Origin of the sequence: Microbacterium sp. VKM Ac-2923 (assembly GCF_022815605.1) — a bacterium.
Lineage (GTDB): Bacteria > Actinomycetota > Actinomycetes > Actinomycetales > Microbacteriaceae > Microbacterium.
The window spans coordinates 313,390-332,656 of sequence record NZ_JALGRP010000003.1; the positions used below are offsets into that span (position 1 = coordinate 313,390).

The following is a 19,267-nucleotide window of genomic DNA, read 5'->3' on the forward strand; positions in this document are numbered from 1 at the left end:
CCCTTAGAACGAGGACTCGTCGCGGCAGCTAAGAAGAAGGAGGCCACCGAAGCGCATCCTGCGATCGTAGCAGTGTCGCAGCGAGGGGTTCACGACGTCGGCGCCCATTCGCGCGCGAGGAGGGCGTACCGCAGCTCGTCGCTCCAGCGTCCCTTGAACCATTCGTTCTCGGTGAAGTGCGCCTCGCGGCGCATACCGACCCGCTCGGCCAGAGCCACCGAGCGGACGTTCTCGGAATCGATCCGAGCCGTCAGGCGGCGCAGACCGTACACCCGGAAGGCGGTGTCGATGAGCGCGCGGACCGCCTCGGTTGCGAGTCCTCGACCGGATGCCGCGGGACTCACCACCCACCCGATCTCGGCCGACCCCGCCTCCGCGTCGAGGTGGAAGAGCACGAGGTCGCCGATCACCTCCCCGTCACTCACCCGTTCGATCACGAGGACGACGCCGTCGCGCTCGCCCTCGAGGCTCGTGCACCCGAACAGGTGGCCGATGCGACCGCGGATGTCGTCGGCCGACTGCGGCTCGAAAGGCAGGAAGCGGCACACCTCGGCATCGCCGCGGTAGGCGGCCATGGCGTCGAGGTCGGCCTCGACGAAGGGCCGCAACCGCACGCGATCGGTCCGCACGTCGAGGATCCGGGGCGCCGGAGGCAGCACGAACGGCGACGCGCTCACGGCAGCAGCGCCACCTTGCCGCCCGGGTGACCGGTCATGACGAACCGTACGGCCTCGATCGCCTCGGCCAGAGGATAGGTGCGGGCGACGGGCACCTCGAGGGCACCGGATGCCGCCAGCTCGAGCACGCGGGCACGTGCGATGTCGCGGAACCGTGCGCTCTCGGGCCGCGAGCCCGCGATCCAAAAGAACCCGTCGGCCTTCGCCCGGTCGGGACTCACAATGGTGACGATGCGGTCGCGTTCGGCGACGAGCTCGAGCGAGACGTCGATGGCCTCGTCTGTGCCCACGGCGTCCCAGGCAGCGGCGATCGACGCGCCGTCGGCCGCTTCCTCGACGCGCTCGCGAAGCCCCTCCCCGTAGGCCACCGGGATACCGCCGAAGCGTCGTACGCGCTCGGCGGAGTCCTCGGCATCCGGTCCGACCGTTCCGATCACGCGGACGCCGAGCTCACGGGCCTGCTGCAGCAGGCTCACCCCGACGGCACCGGATGCCGCGTGAAGCAGAACGGTCTCTCCCTCGACGACGCGGGTGACCTGGATCATCTCGGCCGCGGTCGTGCCGGCCAGCAGCAGGTTGGCCGCTTCCGGGTGCGACAGGGGCGCGGGCTTGGCGAACACGTCTCGTGCCGGCAGCGTCAGCTCGGTGGCGTAGGCACCCTGCACGCGGAACGCGACGACCTCGTCGCCGACCCGCAGCTCACCCGACCCGCCGAGGGCCTCCGCTCCCACCGCGGTGATCTCGCCCGAGAGCTCGTACCCGATCGGCACCGGGAACTGCGCGCCGGGGCGCGCCTGGGCCACGTGCTTGGCATCCGCGGGATTGACGCCGGCCGCGTGGATGCGCACCGTCGCCTCACCGTGACCGGGCGGGGAGATCTCGACCTCGTCGAAGGTCCAGGTCTCGATCGGGCCCGGAGCGGGGGCCGTCCACCTCATCGCCATGGTCGTGCCTTTCGTCAGGGGTCGTCGCGGGCGAGCGGAGGCCCGCCCCGAAACGGTCGGGCGGGGTGGTCAGAAGCCGAGTCGGCCCAGCTGCTTGGGGTCGCGCTGCCATTCCTTGGCGACGCGAACGTGCAGCGACAGATAGACGCGACCGCCCACGAGCGGCTCGATGCCCGCGCGGGCGCGGGCGCCCACATCAGCCAGTCGCGAGCCCTTGCGGCCGATGATGATCGCCTTCTGGCTGTCGCGCTCGACCACGATGTTGGCCCAGACGTCGGTCAGGTCGCTGTCTTCGCGCGCGGCGACGTCATCGATGGTCACGGCGATCGAGTGCGGAAGCTCGTCGCGCACTCCCTGCAGAGCCGCCTCGCGGATGATCTCGGCGATACGGTCCTCGAGCGTCTCGTCGGTGACGACGTCGTCGGCGTACAGCGGCGGACCGACGGGCATGAGCGCCAGCAGTTCGTCGCTCAACACGTCGAGTTGATCGTTGGTCACCGCCGACAGCGGGATGACGGCGGCCCAGTCCTCGCGCAGCGCGTCGACCTCGACGAGACGCTCGGTGATCTGGTCGCGCGTCGCGGCGTCGGTCTTGGTCACCAGCGCGACCTTCTTCGCCCGGGGGTAGCCCGAGAGCGATTCCGCGATGCGTCGATCGCCGGGGCCGACCTTCTCGGTCGCCGGCGCGCAGAATGCGATCACGTCGACATCGCCCAGGACCTGCTCGACGAGGTCGTTCAGACGCTGACCGAGCAGCGTCCGGGGGCGGTGGATGCCGGGCGTGTCGACGACCACCAGCTGACCGTCGGGACGGTTCACGATGCCGCGGATCGCGCGACGCGTCGTCTGCGGCTTCTCGCTGGTGATGGCGACCTTCTCGCCGACCAGCGCATTTGTCAGCGTGGACTTGCCGACGTTCGGCCGGCCCACGAAGGTCACGAAACCGGATCGGGGGTCGCTCATCTGTCGTTCCTCTCGCGCACGGAGGCGTCGGCCTCGGCGTCTTCGTCGGTGGAGATCTCGGAGCGTTCCACGATGACCGTGGCGATGCCGCGGTTGCGGCCGCGGGACGCGCCTCCGGTGAGTACGAGACCGGAGTACTCGGCCGTCGCTCCGGGTTGCGGGATGCGCCCCAGGGCCTTGCCCAGGAGCCCGCCGACGGAGTCGACGTCGTCGTCGTCGAGCTCGAGGCCGAACAGGTCGCCCACCTCGTCGAGCCCGAGCCGGGCGTTGACCCGGTAGCGTCCGTCGCCGAGCTCGACCACCTCGGTGGAGGGGGCGTCGTACTCGTCGACGATCTCGCCCACGAGCTCCTCGATCAGATCCTCCATGGTGACCAGGCCCGCGACCCCGCCGTACTCGTCGACGACGAGGCACACGTGGACGGCGTCCTTCTTCATCTGCTGCAGCAGGGTCTCGGCCTTCATTGACTCGGGCACGAAGACCGCCGGCCGGGCGATGCGGCGGATGGGCGCGTCGCGCCAGCCGGCCTCGTCGCGGAAGCCGTATTGCACCAGGTCTTTCAGGTAGAGCATGCCGACGATGTCATCGGCCTCGTCGTCGGCCAGGGGCACGCGCGAGACGCCCTTCTCGAGGAAGAGCGACAAAGCTTCGCGTGAGGTCGCCGCGGCATCCACGCTCACCATGTCGGTGCGCGGCACCATGACCTCGCGCACGTAGCGGTCGGTGAAATCGAAGACCGAGTGGATGAGCTCGCGGTCGTCTTCTTCGATGAGTTCGTTCTCCGCGGCCTCGTCGATGATGCTGAGCAGCTGCTCCTCCGACGCGAACGACGTCGAGCGCGGCACACCGGGGGTCACGCGGTTGCCGACCGCGACGAGCCCGTGCGCGAGCGGGCCGAGAAGGATCCGCATCCCCCGCACGATGGGAGCACCGCCGGTCAGCAAGCCGCGCGCGTGCTGGCGACCCACCGAACGGGGGCTGGCCCCGACGGCGACGAACGAGATACCCGTCATCAGCAGGGCGGCGGCGATCACAGCGAGCAGGATGTTGTCGAACATCAGCATGAACGCCGCGGCGACGAGCACAGCGGCGGTCGTCTCGGCGAGGACGCGGATGAACGACACTGCCGTGACGTGCGCGCCGGTGTCGTCGGCGATGCGGCGCAGAGCCCGCCCGTTGCGCCCGGAGACGCCGAGTTCGAGCAGGTCCGCGCGCGAATTTACACCCAGGGCCGCCTCGAACGCCGCCATCAGGCCGCCGAAGGCGACGAGGACGAATGCAGCGACGAGGAGCAGCGCCTCGGTCATGTGCGACGGTGGCGTTCGACGGCCTGGAAACCGGTGATGAGTTCGCGCTGCAGACCGAACATCTCGCGCTCCTCGTCGGGTTCGGCGTGGTCGAAACCGAGCAGGTGCAGCAGTCCGTGCGTGGTGAGCAGGATCAGTTCGTCTTGCGTGGAGTGCTTGGCCGCGACCGCCTGGGTCTCGGCGACCGCGGGGCACAGCACGATATCGCCCAGCAGACCCGCGGCGGTCGGGGCGTCTTCGGACCCGGGACGCAGTTCGTCCATGGGGAAGCTGAGCACGTCGGTGGGGCCGGGCTCGTCCATCCACTGCAGGTGGAGCGACTCCATGGCCCCCTCGTCGACGAGCACGATGGCCACGTCGGCGTCGGCGCTGACGTGCAGCTCGGCCAGGTTGTACTCCATCAGGCGCAACAGCACCTGCTCGTCGACCTGGTGGTCGGACTCGTTGTTGATCTCGATGGTCATGAGCGGTTTCGTCTCGGGAGGTGATCGCGGGGACCGGCGGCCGCTTGGCCGCGTCGCTCCGCACGGGTGGCGAACTCGGACGCTTCGTCGCGCTCACGACGTGCGGAGAGACGCTTCTCGTCGTACTCGCTGTAGGCGTCGACGATGCGGCCGACAAGCGAGTGGCGCACCACGTCGTCGCTGGTCAGGCGCGAGAAGTGGATGTCGTCGATGTCGTCGAGCACGCGCGTGACCAGGCGCAGACCCGAGGCGCCCTGAGGGAGGTCGACCTGGGTGATGTCGCCGGTGACGACCATGCGCGTGCCGAACCCGAGACGCGTGAGGAACATCTTCATCTGCTCGGGCGTGGTGTTCTGCGCTTCGTCGAGCACGACGAACGAGTCATTGAGCGTGCGTCCGCGCATGTAGGCCAGGGGGGCGACCTCGATGGTGCCCGTCGCCATGAGCTTGGGGACGATGTCGGGGTCCATCATCTCGTTGAGCGCGTCGTACAGCGGCCGCAGGTACGGATCGATCTTGTCGGTGAGGGTTCCGGGAAGGAACCCGAGCCGCTCCCCCGCCTCGACGGCCGGGCGCGTGAGGATGATGCGGGTCACCTCTTTGCGCTGCAGCGCTTGGACGGCCTTGGCCATGGCGAGGTAGGTCTTGCCCGTACCGGCGGGACCGATACCGAACACGATCGTGTTCTCGTCGATCGCGTCGACGTACTCTTTCTGGCCGGCGGTCTTGGGCCGGATCGTCTTGCCGCGCGACGACAGGATCGCCTCGCCCATGACCTCGGACGGGCGGGGGCCGCCGTCGGAGCGGAGCATGCGGTTCGAGCTCCTCACATCGGACGGGTCGAGACCATGGCCCGAGCGCGTCATGGCGAGCAACTCGTCGACGAGGCCCCGGGCCCCGCGCACCGCTTCGGGTGCGCCGGACAGCGTGATCTCGTTGCCGCGCACGTGGACGTCGACATCGGGATGCTCCTTCTCGACGACCCGCAGCAGGCGGTCCTGCGGTCCGAGGAGCTGCACCATGGCGACGCCGTCGACCTCGATGCGGTCGGAGACGGTTTCTTCGGACGAATCAGCCACCCAGGCTCTTTTCGTTCAGGCCGCCCGCGAGGACGTGGGCGTGCACATGGAAAACGGTCTGACCGGCACCCTCGCCGGTGTTGAAGATGAGACGGAAGTCGCCGTCGGAGTGCTCGGCGGCCACCGAGTTGGCCAGGCCGACGATCTCGGTGAGGAGGTCGGCGTCGCCCGCCGCGAGTTCGACGACGTTGCGGTACTGCGCCGTCTTGGGGATGACGAGCAGGTGCACCGGCGCCTGCGGCGCGATGTCGCGGATCGCGAAGGCGTTCTCGGTCTCGGCCACGATCTCGGCGGGGATCTCTCCCTGCAGGATCCGCGTGAAGATCGACGGTTCGGTCATGGCATCCAGTCTAGTGACGGCCTCCGACACCGCGGTCGGAGGGGGAGGCAGCGGGCGGTGACTTCCCGATTCGGCGCGGACCCGGCACCTTGGGGCGGCATCCCGCGCCCCAAAGGGCCGAACGCGCCCCCAACCGGCAACCACCCGGGTGAACATGCCCCGACAGACAGGAGGCCCACCCCACCAAATTTACGGGGGGGGCATACCGGCAGTGCCCGATGTCACCAGCGCCCGTGCGCCGCCGACAGCACCGAGATGGCCGCCGCCCCCGCGGTCGACGTGCGCAGCACCGTATCGCCAAGGCGCACGAGCCGCGCGCCGGCAGCCTCGAGGGCGGAGAGTTCTTCCGGGGCGATCCCGCCCTCCGGGCCGACCACGAGCACGACATCGCGCTCGTCCGAGGCCTCGGCGGCCACGGCGGTGAGACGAGCGGATGCCGAGGGCTCGAGCACGAGGACGAGCGCTGTGCCCGCGAGAGTCACCAGGTCGGCGGTGCGGGCCACCCCCTCCACCTCAGGGATCCACGCGCGGTGCGCCTGCTTCGCCGCCTCGCGCACGATCGTGCGCCAGCGAGCGATGCCCTTCTCGGCTTTGGCGTCCCATCGCGACACACTGCGCGCGGCCTGCCAGGGCACGATCGCATCGACGCCGAGCTCGGTGGCGGCCTGCACCGCGAGTTCGTCGCGGTCGCCTTTCGCCAGAGCCTGGACGAGCACGAAGCGCGGCGACGGGGCGGGCTGCTCCCCGCGCGTGGTGACCCGCACGTCGACCTGCTTGGGGCCGGCGGCCGTCACGCGGCCGTCGAGCCACACGCCGCGTCCGTCGCCGAGGGTCACCGTCTCGTCGACGCGTACGCGCCGAACGCTGGCAGCGTGGTGCGCCTCGGCTCCGGTGAGAACCACGAGGTCACCCGGCTGAGCGGATGCCGCGTCGTCGGTGACGAAATGCAGCGCCACGGTCAGTGCCGGAAGCGGTCGCGGAACTTGCTGAACATGCCCTGCTGGTGCTCGGCCAAACGGGGCTTGGGGGCCTTGGTGCGCTTGGCGAACTCCTCGATGAGGGCGCGCTCCTTGTGGTCGAGGCGCGTGGGCGTGAGCACCTGCACCCCGACGCGCAGATCGCCGCGCTGGGTGCCGCGCAGCGGGGTGATGCCGCGGCCCTTGATGGTGAGCACGTCACCGGACTGCACGCCCGGGCGCACCTCGAGGTCGACACCGCCGTCAAGGGATTGGATCGATGTGGTCGCGCCGAGGATGGCATCGGACATCGATACCTCGAGGGTCGCGACGAGGTCGTCGCCGTCGCGGCTGAACGATTCGTGGGTATCGACGGTGATCTCGAGGTAGAGGTCGCCGTTGGGACCGCCCGCGGGGCCGACTTCGCCCGACCCGGGCAGCTGCAGGCGCAGACCCGACTCGACACCGGCGGGGATGTCGACCGACACCGTGCGTCGCGCGCGCACGCGCCCCTGCCCCTGGCAGGTGCCGCACGGGTAGGGGATCGTGGTGCCGTGGCCCTGGCACACGGTGCAGGGTGCGCTGGTGACGACGTTGCCGAGCAGGCTGCGGACGGTGCGCTGCACGTGACCGGAGCCGTGGCAGATGTCGCACGTGACCTCGCTCGTCCCCGGCTGCGTGCAGGCGCCCTTGCACGTCTCGCACAGCACGGCGGTGTCGACCTCGAGGTCGCGGTGGGCGCCGAACACGACGTCGCCGAGCCCGAGGGTGACGCGCACGAGGGCGTCCTGACCCCGCTCACGGCGCGAACGCGGCCGGGGGCCGCGACCGCCGCCGCTCTGAGCGCCACCGAAGAAGGTCTCGAAGATGTCGCTGAAGCCGCCGAAACCGGCCGCTCCCCCGCCCCCGAACGGGTTCTGGTCGCCGCCCATGTCGTAGCGGCGGCGCTGCTCGGGGTCGCTCAGCACGTCGTAGGCGTGCGTGACGAGCTTGAAGCGCTCGGACGCGTCGTCGCCCGGGTTCACATCGGGGTGCAGTTGGCGCGCGAGGCGTCGGTACGCCTTCTTGATGTCCTCGGGGCTGGCGTCGCGTTCGACGCCCAGGACCTCGTAGTGGTCAGCCACAATCGCCTTCCTGCCCGCTCGCGCGGGGTCGTTCGGGTGGGGTGCTCGTCAACGTGCGCTGTCGTCGTCTTCGAGCAAACGGGTGAGATAGTGCGCGACGGCACGGACCGCCGCCAGGTTGGAGGAGTAGTCCATACGCATCGGGCCGAGAAGGCCGACGCGGGCACCCCCGGTGGAGCCGTCGTACCGGCTGGCGAGAACGGAGGCCTCGACGAGGCCGAACGGCTCGTTCTCACGGCCGATGCTCGCCGACAGGCCCTTCTCATCGGCCACCATCTCGGTCATCAGCCGCAGGAGGGTGACCTGCTCTTCGATGGCTTCGAGCAGGGGATAGATGCTTCCGCGGAAGTCTTGCTCGCGCTTGGCCAGGGTGGCGGCCCCGGCCATGACGAGACGGTCCTGGCGGAACTCCTCGAGCTCTTCGCCGACCACGCGCAGCACGGCGTCGGCGATGGCGTCGATGACGACGCCCGGTCGGGGCGCGACGGCGGTGCTGTCGGCCACACGCTGCACGCAATCGGCGACGCTGCGGCCGACCAGCACGGCCCCCACGCGCGCGCGCAGCTGGATGACGTCGGCTTCGGTCGGCTCCGCCGGGACGAGGGCGATGCGCTGCGAGACCCGTCCGGTATCGGTGACGAGGATGACGAGCACCCGCGGTCCGCCCAGCGCGACGAGCTCGACGTGGGAGAGGTTGGCGCGCGCGAACGACGGGTACTGCACGATCGCGACCTGGCCGGTCAGCTGGGTGAGGGCGCGCACGGTGCGCGCGAGGAGGTCGTCGAGATCGCCCGCCTCGTCGAGGAAGGACGTGATGGCGCTGCGCTGGGCGACGGAGAGGGGGCGGAGTTCGGCGAGATGGTCGACGAACACCCGGTAGCCCTTGTCGGTGGGCACCCGACCCGACGAGGTGTGCGGGGCGACGATGAGGTCTTCGTCCTCCAGCAGCGCCATGTCGTTGCGGATGGTCGCCGCCGAGACACCGAACGCGTGGCGCTCGACGATCGCCTTGCTCCCCACGGGCTCTCGCGTGTCGACGTAGTCCTGCACGATCGCGCGGAGCACCTGAAGGCCGCGTTCCGACACCATGAGCTGCTCCTCCCGCTTGGCACTCGACTCGACTGAGTGCCAATTCTACGGGATGGGTACGACACCGCGTCCGGGGCTCGCGGCCGGCGCTCCTCGCCTTCCGACGAGAAGCGCCCTGCTGAGCGAGAAACGTCGGGACGAGGCGTTTCTCGCCCGCGATCGCGTTCTCGGGACCGACTGGCCACCGCGGCAGGCGAAGGACCGAATCGTGTCCCGCGGCTGCACCCGAGTGAACGTCTACGCCGTCAGCGCCCGCACCACGGCATCGGCCAGCAGGCGTCCGCGACGCGTGAGGACGATGCGCCCGCGCACGGCATCCGTCCCCTCGATGAGGCCGTCGGCGATGAGGGATGCCACGGCCTTGCGCCCCTCCCCCACGACCTCCGACACCGCCAGGCCCTCGCGGATACGGCTGCGCAGCAGCACCGATTCCAAGCGTCGGGCGGTCTCGTCGGGTTGCTCGCGCGCGGCCGCCGGGGACTCGCCCGCGGCCAGACGCTGGGCGTACGCGGCCGGGTGCTTGACGTTCCACCAGCGAAGTCCCGCGACATGGCTGTGGGCCCCGGGGCCGAAGCCCCACCAATCGGTGCCGCGCCAGTACGCGAGGTTGTGCCGTGAACGGTGCGGAACGCCGCGCGAGAAGTTCGACACCTCGTACCAGTCGTACCCGGCGGCGGCGAGCAGCTCGTCGGCGAGCTCGTACATGTCGGCCTGCAGGTCATCATCCGGCATGGCCACCGCGCCCGAGCGGATCTGTCGGGCGAGCTTCGTGCCGTCTTCGACGATGAGCGCGTACGCCGAGATGTGGTCGGGGGCCAGTGCCGTGGCGGCCTCGAGCGAGGCCCGCCAGTCGTCGAGGGACTCCCCTGGTGCGCCGTAGATGAGGTCGAGCGACACGTCGAGCCCGGCTCGACGGGCGGCCGCGACCGCCGTGGCCACGTTCGCGGGATCGTGCGTGCGATCGAGCGCGGCCAGCACGTGCGGCCGGGCGGACTGCATCCCGATCGACACGCGGGTGACCCCCGCCGCGGCGAGGACGTCCATCACCGCGTCGTCGACTGTGTCGGGGTTGGCCTCCACGGTGACCTCGGCGCCGTCGGCGATCCCGAACTCCTCGCGCACCGCGCCGAGCATCTTCGCGAGGTCGCCCGCCGGGAGGAGCGTGGGCGTGCCACCGCCGAAGAACACCGTGGATGCCGCGCGGCGACCGCCCGCGGCATCCATCACCCCGCCGGCCAGGCGCACCTCGGCAGCCAACGTGTCGGCGAAGTCGTCCTGGCGTGCGCCGCGCAGTTCGTTCGCCGTGTAGGTGTTGAAATCGCAGTAGCCGCATCGCACCCGGCAGAAAGGCACGTGCAGATAAACGCCGAAATCGGTGGCGGGATCTACCGCGAGGTCGCCGGGTAGGCGACCGTCGACGGGAGCGTGGTCTCCGAGGGGAAGGGGCCCGCCCATCAGGACGTGTACAGCGGCGAGATCGCGCGCAGGTACCGCGCGAACAGCGCCTTGCGGCGCCGACGTACGCGGCTGGTGAACAGCCGGTACGAGGGAGCCGTGGGTCGGTCGAACGCGCGCACGGCGAACCAGACCTCGTCGTTGTCGCGCCATTCGATCGAGAACAGTTCCTCGCCGCTCACGATCGAATGGCCCACCGTGCCGAGGATGAACCCGACGCGCCGGGGCTCCTCGAACACCGAGATCACGCGCAGCTCGGCGTCGGCGCGGTGGCCGTCGACCTTGCCGTGCAGACGGACGCCCGTGCCGGGGCTGACGAATGGGGTGCCGTCGGCGGCGAAGCGCTGCTCGGCCTCGCGACGGCTGGGGGCCACCGGCGCACCCTCGGCGTCGAAGCCGACGCCGGCGTACCCTTCTCCGGATGCCGGGCGCACGTCGGTGATGCTGAGCTCTTCGCCGCGCAACGGCGCCCACGACAACAGCAGCTCGCCCGCGGCGACGAATCGTTCCTCGCCGCTGCCGATACGCCAGGCGTCTTCGGCGGGCACGGAATGCTCCGGCGGATACTGCATCAGGTCGGGCGCCTGAGTGGCTCCGACCGCCGCGTAGTCGACCGTGTCATCGGTGAAGTTCTGCCGGCGCATGGTCCACCCCTCTCGGTTCTCGTGCGTTACTTCTTGGCCTCGACGTCGCCCGACAGGGCGGCGATGAACGCCTCCTGCGGCACCTCGACCCGACCCACCATCTTCATGCGCTTCTTGCCCTCTTTCTGCTTCTCGAGGAGCTTGCGCTTGCGGGTGATGTCACCGCCGTAGCACTTGGCGAGAACGTCTTTGCGGATGGCGCGGATTGTCTCGCGCGCGATGATGCGGGCGCCGATCGCGGCCTGGATGGGCACCTCGAACTGCTGGCGCGGGATGAGCTTGCGCAAGCGCTCGGCCATGAGCGTGCCGTAGGCGTAGGCCTTCTCGCGGTGCACGATCGAGCTGAACGCGTCGACCTTGTCGCCCTGCAGCAGGATGTCGACCTTGACGAGGTCGGCGGTCTGCTGGCCGGCGGGTTCGTAATCGAGGCTCGCGTAGCCCTGGGTGCGCGACTTCAGGTGGTCGAAGAAGTCGAACACGATCTCGCCGAGCGGCATGTGGTACCGCAGCTCGACGCGATCCTCACTGAGGTAGTCCATGCCGAGAAGCGCACCACGGCGCGACTGGCAGAGTTCCATGACCGTGCCGACGTAATCCTTGGGCAGCAGGATGCCGACCTTCACGATCGGCTCCGACACCGAGGCGACGCGCCCGTCGGGGTATTCGCTGGGGTTGGTGACCGAGATGGTCTCTCCGGTATCGGTGGTCACCTCGTACGTCACCGACGGCGCGGTGGTGATGAGGTCGAGACCGAACTCGCGGGAGAGGCGCTCCGTGATGATCTCGAGGTGCAGCAGGCCGAGGAATCCCGCGCGGAAACCGAAGCCGAGCGCCACCGAGGTCTCGGGCTCGTACTGCAGCGAGGCGTCGGACAGCTTGAGCTTGTCGAGGGCTTCGCGCAGCTCTGCGTAGTCGCTACCGTCGATCGGGTAGATGCCCGAGAACACCATGGGCTTGGGATCGGTGTAACCCGGCAGGGCGTCGGTGGCGGGCTTGCGGTGCGTCGTGATCGTGTCGCCGACCTTCGACTGGCGCACGTCTTTCACGCCCGTGATGAGGTAGCCCACCTCGCCGACGCCGAGGCCGCGAGTGGGCACCGGCTCGGGGCTCGAGACGCCGATCTCGAGCAGCTCATGGGTCGCGGTCGTCGACATCATCTGGATGCGCTCGCGCGGCTGAAGCGATCCGTCGATCATGCGGACGTAGGTGACGACGCCGCGGTAGGCGTCGTAGACGGAGTCGAAGATCATCGCGCGGGCCGGGGCGTCGGGCTTGCCGACGGGGGCGGGGATCTTCTCGACGATGAGGTCGAGCAGTTCTTCGACACCCATGCCGGTCTTGCCGCTGACGCGCAGCACGTCTTCCGGCTTGCCGCCGATCAGGCCGGCGAGCTCGGCCGCGTACTTCTCGGGGTCGGCGGCCGGCAGGTCGATCTTGTTCAGCACGGGGATGATCGTCAGATCGTTCTCGAGCGCGAGGTAGAGGTTGGCCAGCGTCTGGGCCTCGATACCTTGAGCGGCATCGACCAGCAGGATCGCTCCCTCGCACGCGGCGAGTGAACGGCTGACCTCGTAGGTGAAGTCGACGTGACCGGGCGTGTCGATCATGTTGAGGGCGAAGGTCTGTTCGGGTCCCTGAGCCTGGCGAAGGGCCCACGGCATCCGCACCGCCTGGGACTTGATCGTGATGCCGCGCTCACGCTCGATGTCCATGCGGTCGAGGTACTGCGCACGCATGTCGCGGTCGCTCACGACGCCGGTGATCTGCAGCATGCGGTCGGCCAACGTCGACTTGCCGTGGTCGATGTGAGCGATGATGCAGAAGTTGCGGATCTGCTCCGGCGGGGTGGCAGACGGCTCGAGGGGCTTGAGGGCGCGCGGTGACATGTTCCGTCGATTCTACGGTGGTGCGCCGACATCGCCGTCCGCGGATGCTCAGGGTCCCGGCATCCGGGCTCTCCTGGAACGGCGACGGTCGCGAGATCACGCGGTCGGCGCGAGACCATGCGTTCGCGTCACGTGCGAGCGCGTGATCTCCTCGCGATCGCGTGATCCCGGCGCTCGAGCTCACAGGTCTCGCTGCGGCGCACCCTCATAAAGTGGATGCCATGACGGTCCAGGTCGTGTTCGTGCACGGCATCCGCACGTCGTCCACCATGTGGCGGGCGCAGGTCGAGCACCTGCGGGAGCGCGGCAATCCGGTCACCGCCGTCGACCTTCCGGGCCACGGCACGCGCCGCGGCGAGCCGTTCACCCTCGACGAAGCGTCCGCCACGATCGACCGGGCGGTTCGGGATGCCGCTGAGCGCGGTCCCGTCGTGCTGGTCGGGCACTCGACGGGCGGGCTGCTGTCGATCGACTACCTCGGGCGGGAGGATCCGCCGCCCGTCGCCGCTCTGGTCGCCGCGTCGTGCACCTCGCTCCCCCGCGGTCCGGCGCTCGCGACGTACCGCTATCTGATCCGCCGCGCCGACAGGCTCCCCGACCGCGGGATGGGGTTCACCGATCGGGTGCTCGATCTCACGCTGCCGCCCGAGACGCGTCCTGATTTCGGCGCCGGGGGGTACGCCCTCGACACACAGCACATCGCCCTGGCCTCGCTCTCCGACCTCGACCTGCTGGCATCCCTCCGGCGGATCGCGGTGCCGCTGTGGTTCGTGAACGGACAATGGGATCAGCTGCGCATCAACGAGAAGCTGTTCACCGCCGTGGCCCCGCACGCCGAGCTCGTCATCGTGCCGCGCACGACGCACATCGTCACGGCGATGCGCCCGCGGGTCTTCAACGCGGTGCTGGATGTGGCGCTCACCACGATCGAAGCGTCCAGCTGATAGACTCGGTCCTTGGCTTGCGTGTGGGGTTTTTCCCGACCTCCACGACCGCCGGTGCAGCGCCCCTCTACCGCTCGCCCGGCACTTCCAACACTCACTCAAACGAAAGACCGTCGACGTGGCGAATATCAAGTCGCAGATCAAGCGCAACAAGACCAACGAGAAGGCGCGCGAGCGCAACAAGGCCGTCAAGAGCGAGCTGCGCACGCACGTGCGTCGCACGAAGGAGGCCGTCGTGGCCGGTGACAAGGAAGCTGCCCTCAAGGCGCTCGCCACCGCGACCAAGAAGCTCGACAAGGCCGTGAGCAAGGGTGTCATCCACTCCAACCAGGCCGCGAACCGCAAGTCGGCCATCGCGAAGTCGGTCGCCGCTCTCTGAGCTGCAGTTCTTCTTCGACAGCCCGTCCCGCTCTGCGGGGCGGGCTTCGTCGTTTCCGGCCTGCGTCGCTCGTCGCTGCGGCTGAGCGGGGGCCTCTCGGCCTGCGAAGCGGAGGAAATGCGACGAGCGGAGGACGCACGAGGCCGAATCGGCCCTCCCCTCCCCGCATCTCCTCCCCTCGTCCCCGCGGCCCGCGCGGGCACCAGCTCCCGCGGCCCTCTTCGGCCTACGGAACGGAGGAAATGCGACGAGCGGAGGCCGCACGAGGCCGAATCGGTCCTCCCCTCCCCGCATCTCCTCCCCTCGTCACTCGACGGAATACTGCCGGTCAGCCCTCCCGGCCCCAGCGGACCGCGACAGTCCGCGCCGCGCGGAACCGACGGTGCATCGCGCGTCGTGCGAACTCATCCCCTCGGAGGATGCGGGCCGCGGGTGCTCCTTCGTAGCGTGGACGCCAGGAGGTGCGACATGCACAGTGAGCGGGCGGCGAAATCCTTCGGTGACCGGGAGGATCCCCGTCGACGACTCGTGGAGTTGTTCGGCGGCACGATGCCCGAGGGCGGACAGCCGCCCGAGCCGGCTCTGCAGTGGGCAGCCGTCGTGTCGTCTCCCGATCATGATGAGGTCGCGGTCGTCCGCGATCTGCGTCGCGCGGAGCCTCGCCTCACCCTGATGGCGGCGACGTTCCTCGCTCGACACTTCGTGCGACGCTGAGCTGACCACGCGCCTCGTGCGGCGGAGGCTCAGTCGCCGTAGGGCGCGCGCGTGGCGATGATCGTGATCATCCGCTCGAGGGCGAACACCGCGTCGCGGCTGGCGCCCTTGACCTCGGCATCCGCTCGGGCGGTCGCGTGGATCGCCATACCGAGGGTGTTGCCGGTCCAGCCGACGAGGTCGCGGCGGGCGCGGTCGACCTGCCAGTCCTTCATGCCGAGTCGTTGAGCGAGCATCGACGACGATTCGCGGGTTCCGGCGACGCGCGCCATCGTGCGGAGCTTCATGGCGACGGCGGCGACGAGAGGCACGGGGTCGGCCCCGGATGCCAGGGCGTGCCGCAGGGCGAGAAGAGCGGGGCCGTACTGGCCGGCGATGGCGGTGTCGGCGACGGTGAACGCCGACGTCTCGACACGACCGCCGTAGTACCGCTCGACGGTTCGCTCGTCGATGTCGCCGGGGACGTCGGCGATCAACTGCTGGCACGCGGCGGCGAGCTCGGTGAGGTCGTCAGCGAACGCGGAGACGAGCGAGCGCAGGGCGACGGGGGCGATGCGCTTGTGCGCCGCCTTGAACTCGCCGACGGCGAAGTCGAAGCGGTCGGAGTCGCGCTTGACGGCGGGGCACGCGATCTCGATGCCGCCGCCCTGGCCGGCACGGATGCCGTCGAGCAGCTTCTTTCCGCGCACGCTCGCTCCGGTGTGTCGGAGCACGACGGTCGCCCCGTCTTGCGGATGGGCGAGGTACGACACCGCTTCGGTGAGGAACGTGTCGCTGCACTTTTCGACACCGCTCACGCGGACGAGCCGGGGCTCCCCGAACAGCGACGGCGACGTCACGCCGAGCAGGGTTCCGGCGGCGTAATCGTCGGCGCGGATGTCGGTGACCTCGAGGCTCGGGTCTTCACTCTTGAGCATGGCCCGGATGCCGGCGGTCGCCCGCTCGGCGCAGACCTCTTCGGGGCCGGAGATGAGGACGATGGGCGCCGGTTGCGGGGTTCGCCACGACACCTGGGGAATGGCCGACTTCGCCTTCGCGGGCGAGGATCGTCGGGGTGCCGGGGTCACTCCCCCAGCCTACCGACCGGCTCCGACACCGCGTCTCGGATGGACCGACCCCGGGTCGCGGCACCTGCCGATCCCACGACTCCGCACGCTCCACCCCTGTCGGAGCGGGTGTCGGTTCGACGACTCGGAACGGGTGCGCCGCCCACGCCGTCTGCGGGTCGCCGCGCTGTGCGTGTCGGGGATCGAGTCCGGCTCGTGGAGGCCCCGCGTCGGCCGGTGGACATCGCCGTCGTCGCGCTCACGGGTGACGGCTCCCCCGGGTCCGCCGGTGTCTCCGGGCGCTCCCGCCAGAGCATCAACCCACCGTCGTCATTCAGCCAGACGGCCAGCGCGCCGTCTCGATCCGTGCGTCCGATCGCGGTGCCGAGGGCTCTCAGCATGGTCAAGAGCTTGTCCGTCGGGTGGCCGTATCGGTTGTCCGCGCCCACTCCGATCAACCCGACCCTCGCGTGCAGATCCCGATAGAGGTCGGCATCCTGATCCGCGCTCCCGTGGTGCGAGACCTTCACGACCTGCACCCTGGGCACATCCACGCGCCGCCGCAATGCCGCTTGCGAGTCCTCGCCGAGGTCGCCGAGCATGACGGTGCGGGGGAAGTCGGCCCCGGCGACGTCGACTGCGACGCTCGCGTCATTCCCCGGCTCGGTGCGCGGTGCAGGACCGAGCGCCTGCCATCGTGTCGACCCCAGCGTGCCCGTGGTCCCGGTGGTCGCCTGCTGGAGCCGTGCGCCCCCGGATGCGAAGCGATCGAGCAGCCGCTGGTCGGCGTCACCGTCGACGGGTCCGTGCACGACGAGTCCGACCCGACCGAGCACGGCCGGTGACCCTCCCACGTGGTCGAGATCGAAATGCGTCAGAACGAGGAGATCGAGTCTCTCTATTCCGAACTGCGTCAGGCAGCGTGTGAGCGCCCCTGGTTCGGGACCGGTGTCGACCAGCGCCGTCGCACTCGCGGATCGCCACAGAGTCGCGTCTCCCTGGCCGACGTCGCACATCGCCAGCTGCCAGGCCGATGGAACGGTGAGCGGCCCCGCGACCGTCCGCACCGCGGCGGTTCCGAGGGTGAGGCCGACCACGATCGCCACCGCGATCGAAGCGAGGGCGGTGACACGGCGCAGTCGTCGCGGCCGCACGATCGCGAGACAGACAGCCCCGGCGACGAGAGCGAGAAGTGCCGCTCCTCCGGGGCCGTCGGGCCAGGGAAGGTTCTGTGCGCTGACCGCGGCGGTCGTGTGGGCCACGGCAGCGATCCACGCGGCGGGAACCCACGCAAGGGCGGTCAGACCGTCGCGCAGCCAGGGAAGCGGCGCGATGCAGGCCAATGCACCCGCGATCGTGGCGGGTGCCGCCGCGGGGTCTGCCACGAGATTCGCCGCGATGCCCAGCAGCGGAACGTGCGGATCGATGAGCACGATGAGCGGTCCGCAGACCAGCTGGGCTGACGTCGGCACGGCAACCGCGAGGGCGAGGGCCCGCGGCATCCATCGTTCGAGGCCACCGGCCAGCGGACGCGCGAGCACGAGCAGGGCCCCGGTCGCTGCGGTGGAGAGCGCGAAGCCCAGGGAATGCGCCAGCCAGGGATCGATCACGAGGAGCACGGTGACCCCGAGCGAGAGCACCGCGACCCCGATGGCAGGGCGTCCCAGCGCCAACGCCGCCATGGCCACGGATGCCATCGCCGCCGCTCGTACCACGCTCGGCTCCGGCGTGACGAGGGCGACGAACGCCGCCAGGACGACGAATGCTCCGCCGACACGCAGACCGCGTGGAGCGCCGCACAGCGCGAGAAGGGCGAACGCGGCGCCGACCACGATCGCGCAGTTGGCACCCGAGACAGCGGTCAGGTGCGAGAGCGACGACGCTGTCATGGCGGTCTCGGTCGCGGGATCGAGGCTCGACGTATCGCCGACCGCCAGCCCCGGAACCAGACCGGCTCCGGGCTGCGGCAGCCCGCGCGTCGAATCGACGAGCCGGTCCCGGAGCCCTTCGAACCACGCCCACATCCCCTCCGGCTCGGAGGCCGCGGTCACCTCCCCGGCGCGAACGACGAGCGCCGCCCTCTCCCCGCCCTCGACGGGAATGGCCCGCCCCGACAGCTCCACCGTGCTGCCCATGCTCGCGTGCGACAAAGCGGCTCGCCCGTCCACGTCGACGAGCACCCGGGCGGGGATCGCGCCGACGACGACTGCATCCCCGGCGCGCACCTCGGACGCGACGGCGTCGAACCAGGCGCCTCCGTCCGCCGACCCATCGATGCGCCCGGTGACCGTCACGGTGAGCTCGAGGTGACGACCCCCCTCCGCCTGAAGGGCGGCCACCTGCCCGCGCCCGGGTGCGAACGAGGCCACCGTGCCCGCCGTCGCGGCGGCGCAAGCCAGCGCCACGGCCATCACGGCGATTGCCGTGTGCCGCCGCCACACGAAGACGCCCGTCGCGATACCAGCGAGGATGCCGAGCACGACGGCGAGCAGGATCGCATCCGGGAAGGACGTCGCCAGGCCGGCTGAGGCCCAGGTCGTGACCGCGACCGACACCGGGCGCAGCGCTCGGCGACGGATCGCCTTCTGCCCGCTCACACCCGCACCAGATCGCGGAGAGCGGCGATCATCTTGTCGCCGATACCCGGAACGGACTGCAGGTCGTCGACGCTCGTGAACCGACCGTTCGTTTCGCGCCACTCGATGATGCGGTCAGCCATGGCGGGTCCCACGCGCGGAAGGGTGTCCAATTGCTCGCGCGTGGCGGTGTTGAGATCGATGAGGTCGCCGGAGGCCGTACCCGCGCCTCCGACGCCCCCGGTGGGTGCCTGGGCCTCGGCCCCGACGGCCGATACGACGATCTGCTCGCCGTCGGCGACCGGCCTCGCGAGGTTGACCGTGTCGCGCGCCGCGTCGTCGGCGAAGCCGCCCGCCCGAGCAATGGCATCGGCCACCCGGTCACCCGCGTCGAGTCGGTACAGTCCCGCCTCGCGCACCGCGCCGGCGACATGCACGTAGAGACCGGCCGCGGCGGGCAGCTGCGGGGCCGACGACGCCGTCGAGACGGGCTCGACGACCTCGGCACCCGTCGCGCCGCGCAGCATTCCGATCCCGATCGTCGCCGCGAACGCCAGCAGCACGAGCACGATCACCGCGCCGACACCGAGACGCGTGCGCGGCGGAAGCCGGTCGCTCACGGCGGCGGAGGCTTCCAGGGGCATCTCGGTCACGGCGTGAGGCTAGGAAGATCCCGACGG

General features: G+C 70.2%; 19 protein-coding genes. 3 read left to right on the plus strand and 16 right to left on the minus strand.

Translation table 11 applies throughout. The features are described 5' to 3' along the window. Window positions 1–89: 89 nt before the first annotated feature. The 13 genes from MT347_RS07335 to lepA all read right to left on the minus strand — a co-directional run bounded on the left by MT347_RS07335 (window position 90) and on the right by lepA (window position 12,928). Window positions 90–677, minus strand: coding sequence for a GNAT family N-acetyltransferase (locus tag MT347_RS07335; protein ID WP_243499601.1), 588 nt, complete (start codon window positions 675–677; stop codon window positions 90–92). Further along, window positions 674–1,621, minus strand: a complete 948-nt coding sequence (locus MT347_RS07340) for an NADP-dependent oxidoreductase (RefSeq protein WP_243499603.1) — start codon at window positions 1,619–1,621, stop codon at window positions 674–676. The genes MT347_RS07335 and MT347_RS07340 overlap by 4 nt, the downstream gene beginning before the upstream one ends. 69 nt (window positions 1,622–1,690) lie before the next feature. After that, window positions 1,691–2,584, minus strand: a complete 894-nt coding sequence (gene era / locus MT347_RS07345; RefSeq protein WP_308194219.1) for a GTPase Era — start codon at window positions 2,582–2,584, stop codon at window positions 1,691–1,693. Further along, on the minus strand, window positions 2,581–3,891 hold the full coding sequence (locus MT347_RS07350) for a hemolysin family protein (protein ID WP_243499605.1): 1,311 nt from the start codon (window positions 3,889–3,891) through the stop codon (window positions 2,581–2,583). Before MT347_RS07350 ends, era begins: the two co-directional genes overlap by 4 nt. Next, window positions 3,888–4,355, minus strand: a complete 468-nt coding sequence (ybeY, locus tag MT347_RS07355) for an rRNA maturation RNase YbeY (RefSeq protein WP_243499607.1) — start codon at window positions 4,353–4,355, stop codon at window positions 3,888–3,890. Before ybeY ends, MT347_RS07350 begins: the two co-directional genes overlap by 4 nt. Continuing rightward, a complete protein-coding gene (locus MT347_RS07360; RefSeq protein ID WP_243499790.1) occupies window positions 4,352–5,377 on the minus strand; it encodes a PhoH family protein in 1,026 nt (341 codons plus the stop codon). The genes ybeY and MT347_RS07360 overlap by 4 nt, the downstream gene beginning before the upstream one ends. Before the next feature lie 49 nt (window positions 5,378–5,426). After that, window positions 5,427–5,774: an HIT domain-containing protein gene (locus MT347_RS07365; RefSeq protein ID WP_243499609.1), complete on the minus strand. Its 348-nt coding sequence runs from the start codon at window positions 5,772–5,774 to the stop codon at window positions 5,427–5,429. A 221-nt stretch (window positions 5,775–5,995) separates the two neighbouring features. Next, window positions 5,996–6,730, minus strand: coding sequence for a 16S rRNA (uracil(1498)-N(3))-methyltransferase (locus MT347_RS07370; RefSeq protein WP_243499611.1), 735 nt, complete (start codon window positions 6,728–6,730; stop codon window positions 5,996–5,998). A gap of 2 nt (window positions 6,731–6,732) precedes the next feature. Beyond that, window positions 6,733–7,854, minus strand: a complete 1,122-nt coding sequence (gene dnaJ / locus MT347_RS07375; RefSeq protein WP_243499613.1) for a molecular chaperone DnaJ — start codon at window positions 7,852–7,854, stop codon at window positions 6,733–6,735. 48 nt (window positions 7,855–7,902) lie between these two features. Next, complete coding sequence (gene hrcA, locus MT347_RS07380; RefSeq protein ID WP_243499615.1) at window positions 7,903–8,943, minus strand: heat-inducible transcriptional repressor HrcA; 1,041 nt, start codon at window positions 8,941–8,943, stop codon at window positions 7,903–7,905. Between the two features lie 237 nt (window positions 8,944–9,180). Next, complete coding sequence (hemW, locus tag MT347_RS07385; protein ID WP_243499617.1) at window positions 9,181–10,398, minus strand: radical SAM family heme chaperone HemW; 1,218 nt, start codon at window positions 10,396–10,398, stop codon at window positions 9,181–9,183. Continuing rightward, window positions 10,398–11,042: a DUF1990 family protein gene (locus MT347_RS07390; RefSeq protein WP_243499619.1), complete on the minus strand. Its 645-nt coding sequence runs from the start codon at window positions 11,040–11,042 to the stop codon at window positions 10,398–10,400. Before MT347_RS07390 ends, hemW begins: the two co-directional genes overlap by 1 nt. A 26-nt stretch (window positions 11,043–11,068) precedes the next feature. Next, complete coding sequence (gene lepA / locus MT347_RS07395; protein WP_243499621.1) at window positions 11,069–12,928, minus strand: translation elongation factor 4; 1,860 nt, start codon at window positions 12,926–12,928, stop codon at window positions 11,069–11,071. Window positions 12,929–13,149: 221 nt separating this feature from the next. Between lepA and MT347_RS07400 the strand changes: the two genes are divergently transcribed. From MT347_RS07400 to MT347_RS07410, 3 genes are all read left to right on the plus strand, one after another. Beyond that, on the plus strand, window positions 13,150–13,872 hold the full coding sequence (locus MT347_RS07400; RefSeq protein ID WP_243499623.1) for an alpha/beta fold hydrolase: 723 nt from the start codon (window positions 13,150–13,152) through the stop codon (window positions 13,870–13,872). 118 nt (window positions 13,873–13,990) lie between these two features. Beyond that, window positions 13,991–14,251, plus strand: a complete 261-nt coding sequence (gene rpsT / locus MT347_RS07405) for a 30S ribosomal protein S20 (protein WP_243499625.1) — start codon at window positions 13,991–13,993, stop codon at window positions 14,249–14,251. A 468-nt stretch (window positions 14,252–14,719) separates the two neighbouring features. Then, entirely contained in the window at window positions 14,720–14,965 is a 246-nt protein-coding gene (locus tag MT347_RS07410; RefSeq protein ID WP_243499627.1) for a hypothetical protein, read from the plus strand. Between the two features lie 29 nt (window positions 14,966–14,994). Here the strand turns inward: MT347_RS07410 and holA are convergent, their stop codons facing one another. From holA to MT347_RS07425, 3 genes are read right to left on the minus strand one after another with little or no spacing between them, the layout of a single operon-like run. After that, a complete protein-coding gene (gene holA / locus MT347_RS07415) occupies window positions 14,995–16,032 on the minus strand; it encodes a DNA polymerase III subunit delta (protein ID WP_243499629.1) in 1,038 nt (345 codons plus the stop codon). Further along, window positions 16,029–18,608, minus strand: coding sequence for a ComEC/Rec2 family competence protein (locus MT347_RS07420; protein ID WP_243499631.1), 2,580 nt, complete (start codon window positions 18,606–18,608; stop codon window positions 16,029–16,031). The genes holA and MT347_RS07420 overlap by 4 nt, the downstream gene beginning before the upstream one ends. Beyond that, window positions 18,605–19,231: a ComEA family DNA-binding protein gene (locus tag MT347_RS07425; protein WP_243499792.1), complete on the minus strand. Its 627-nt coding sequence runs from the start codon at window positions 19,229–19,231 to the stop codon at window positions 18,605–18,607. Before MT347_RS07425 ends, MT347_RS07420 begins: the two co-directional genes overlap by 4 nt. Between the last annotated feature and the right edge of the window lie 36 nt (window positions 19,232–19,267).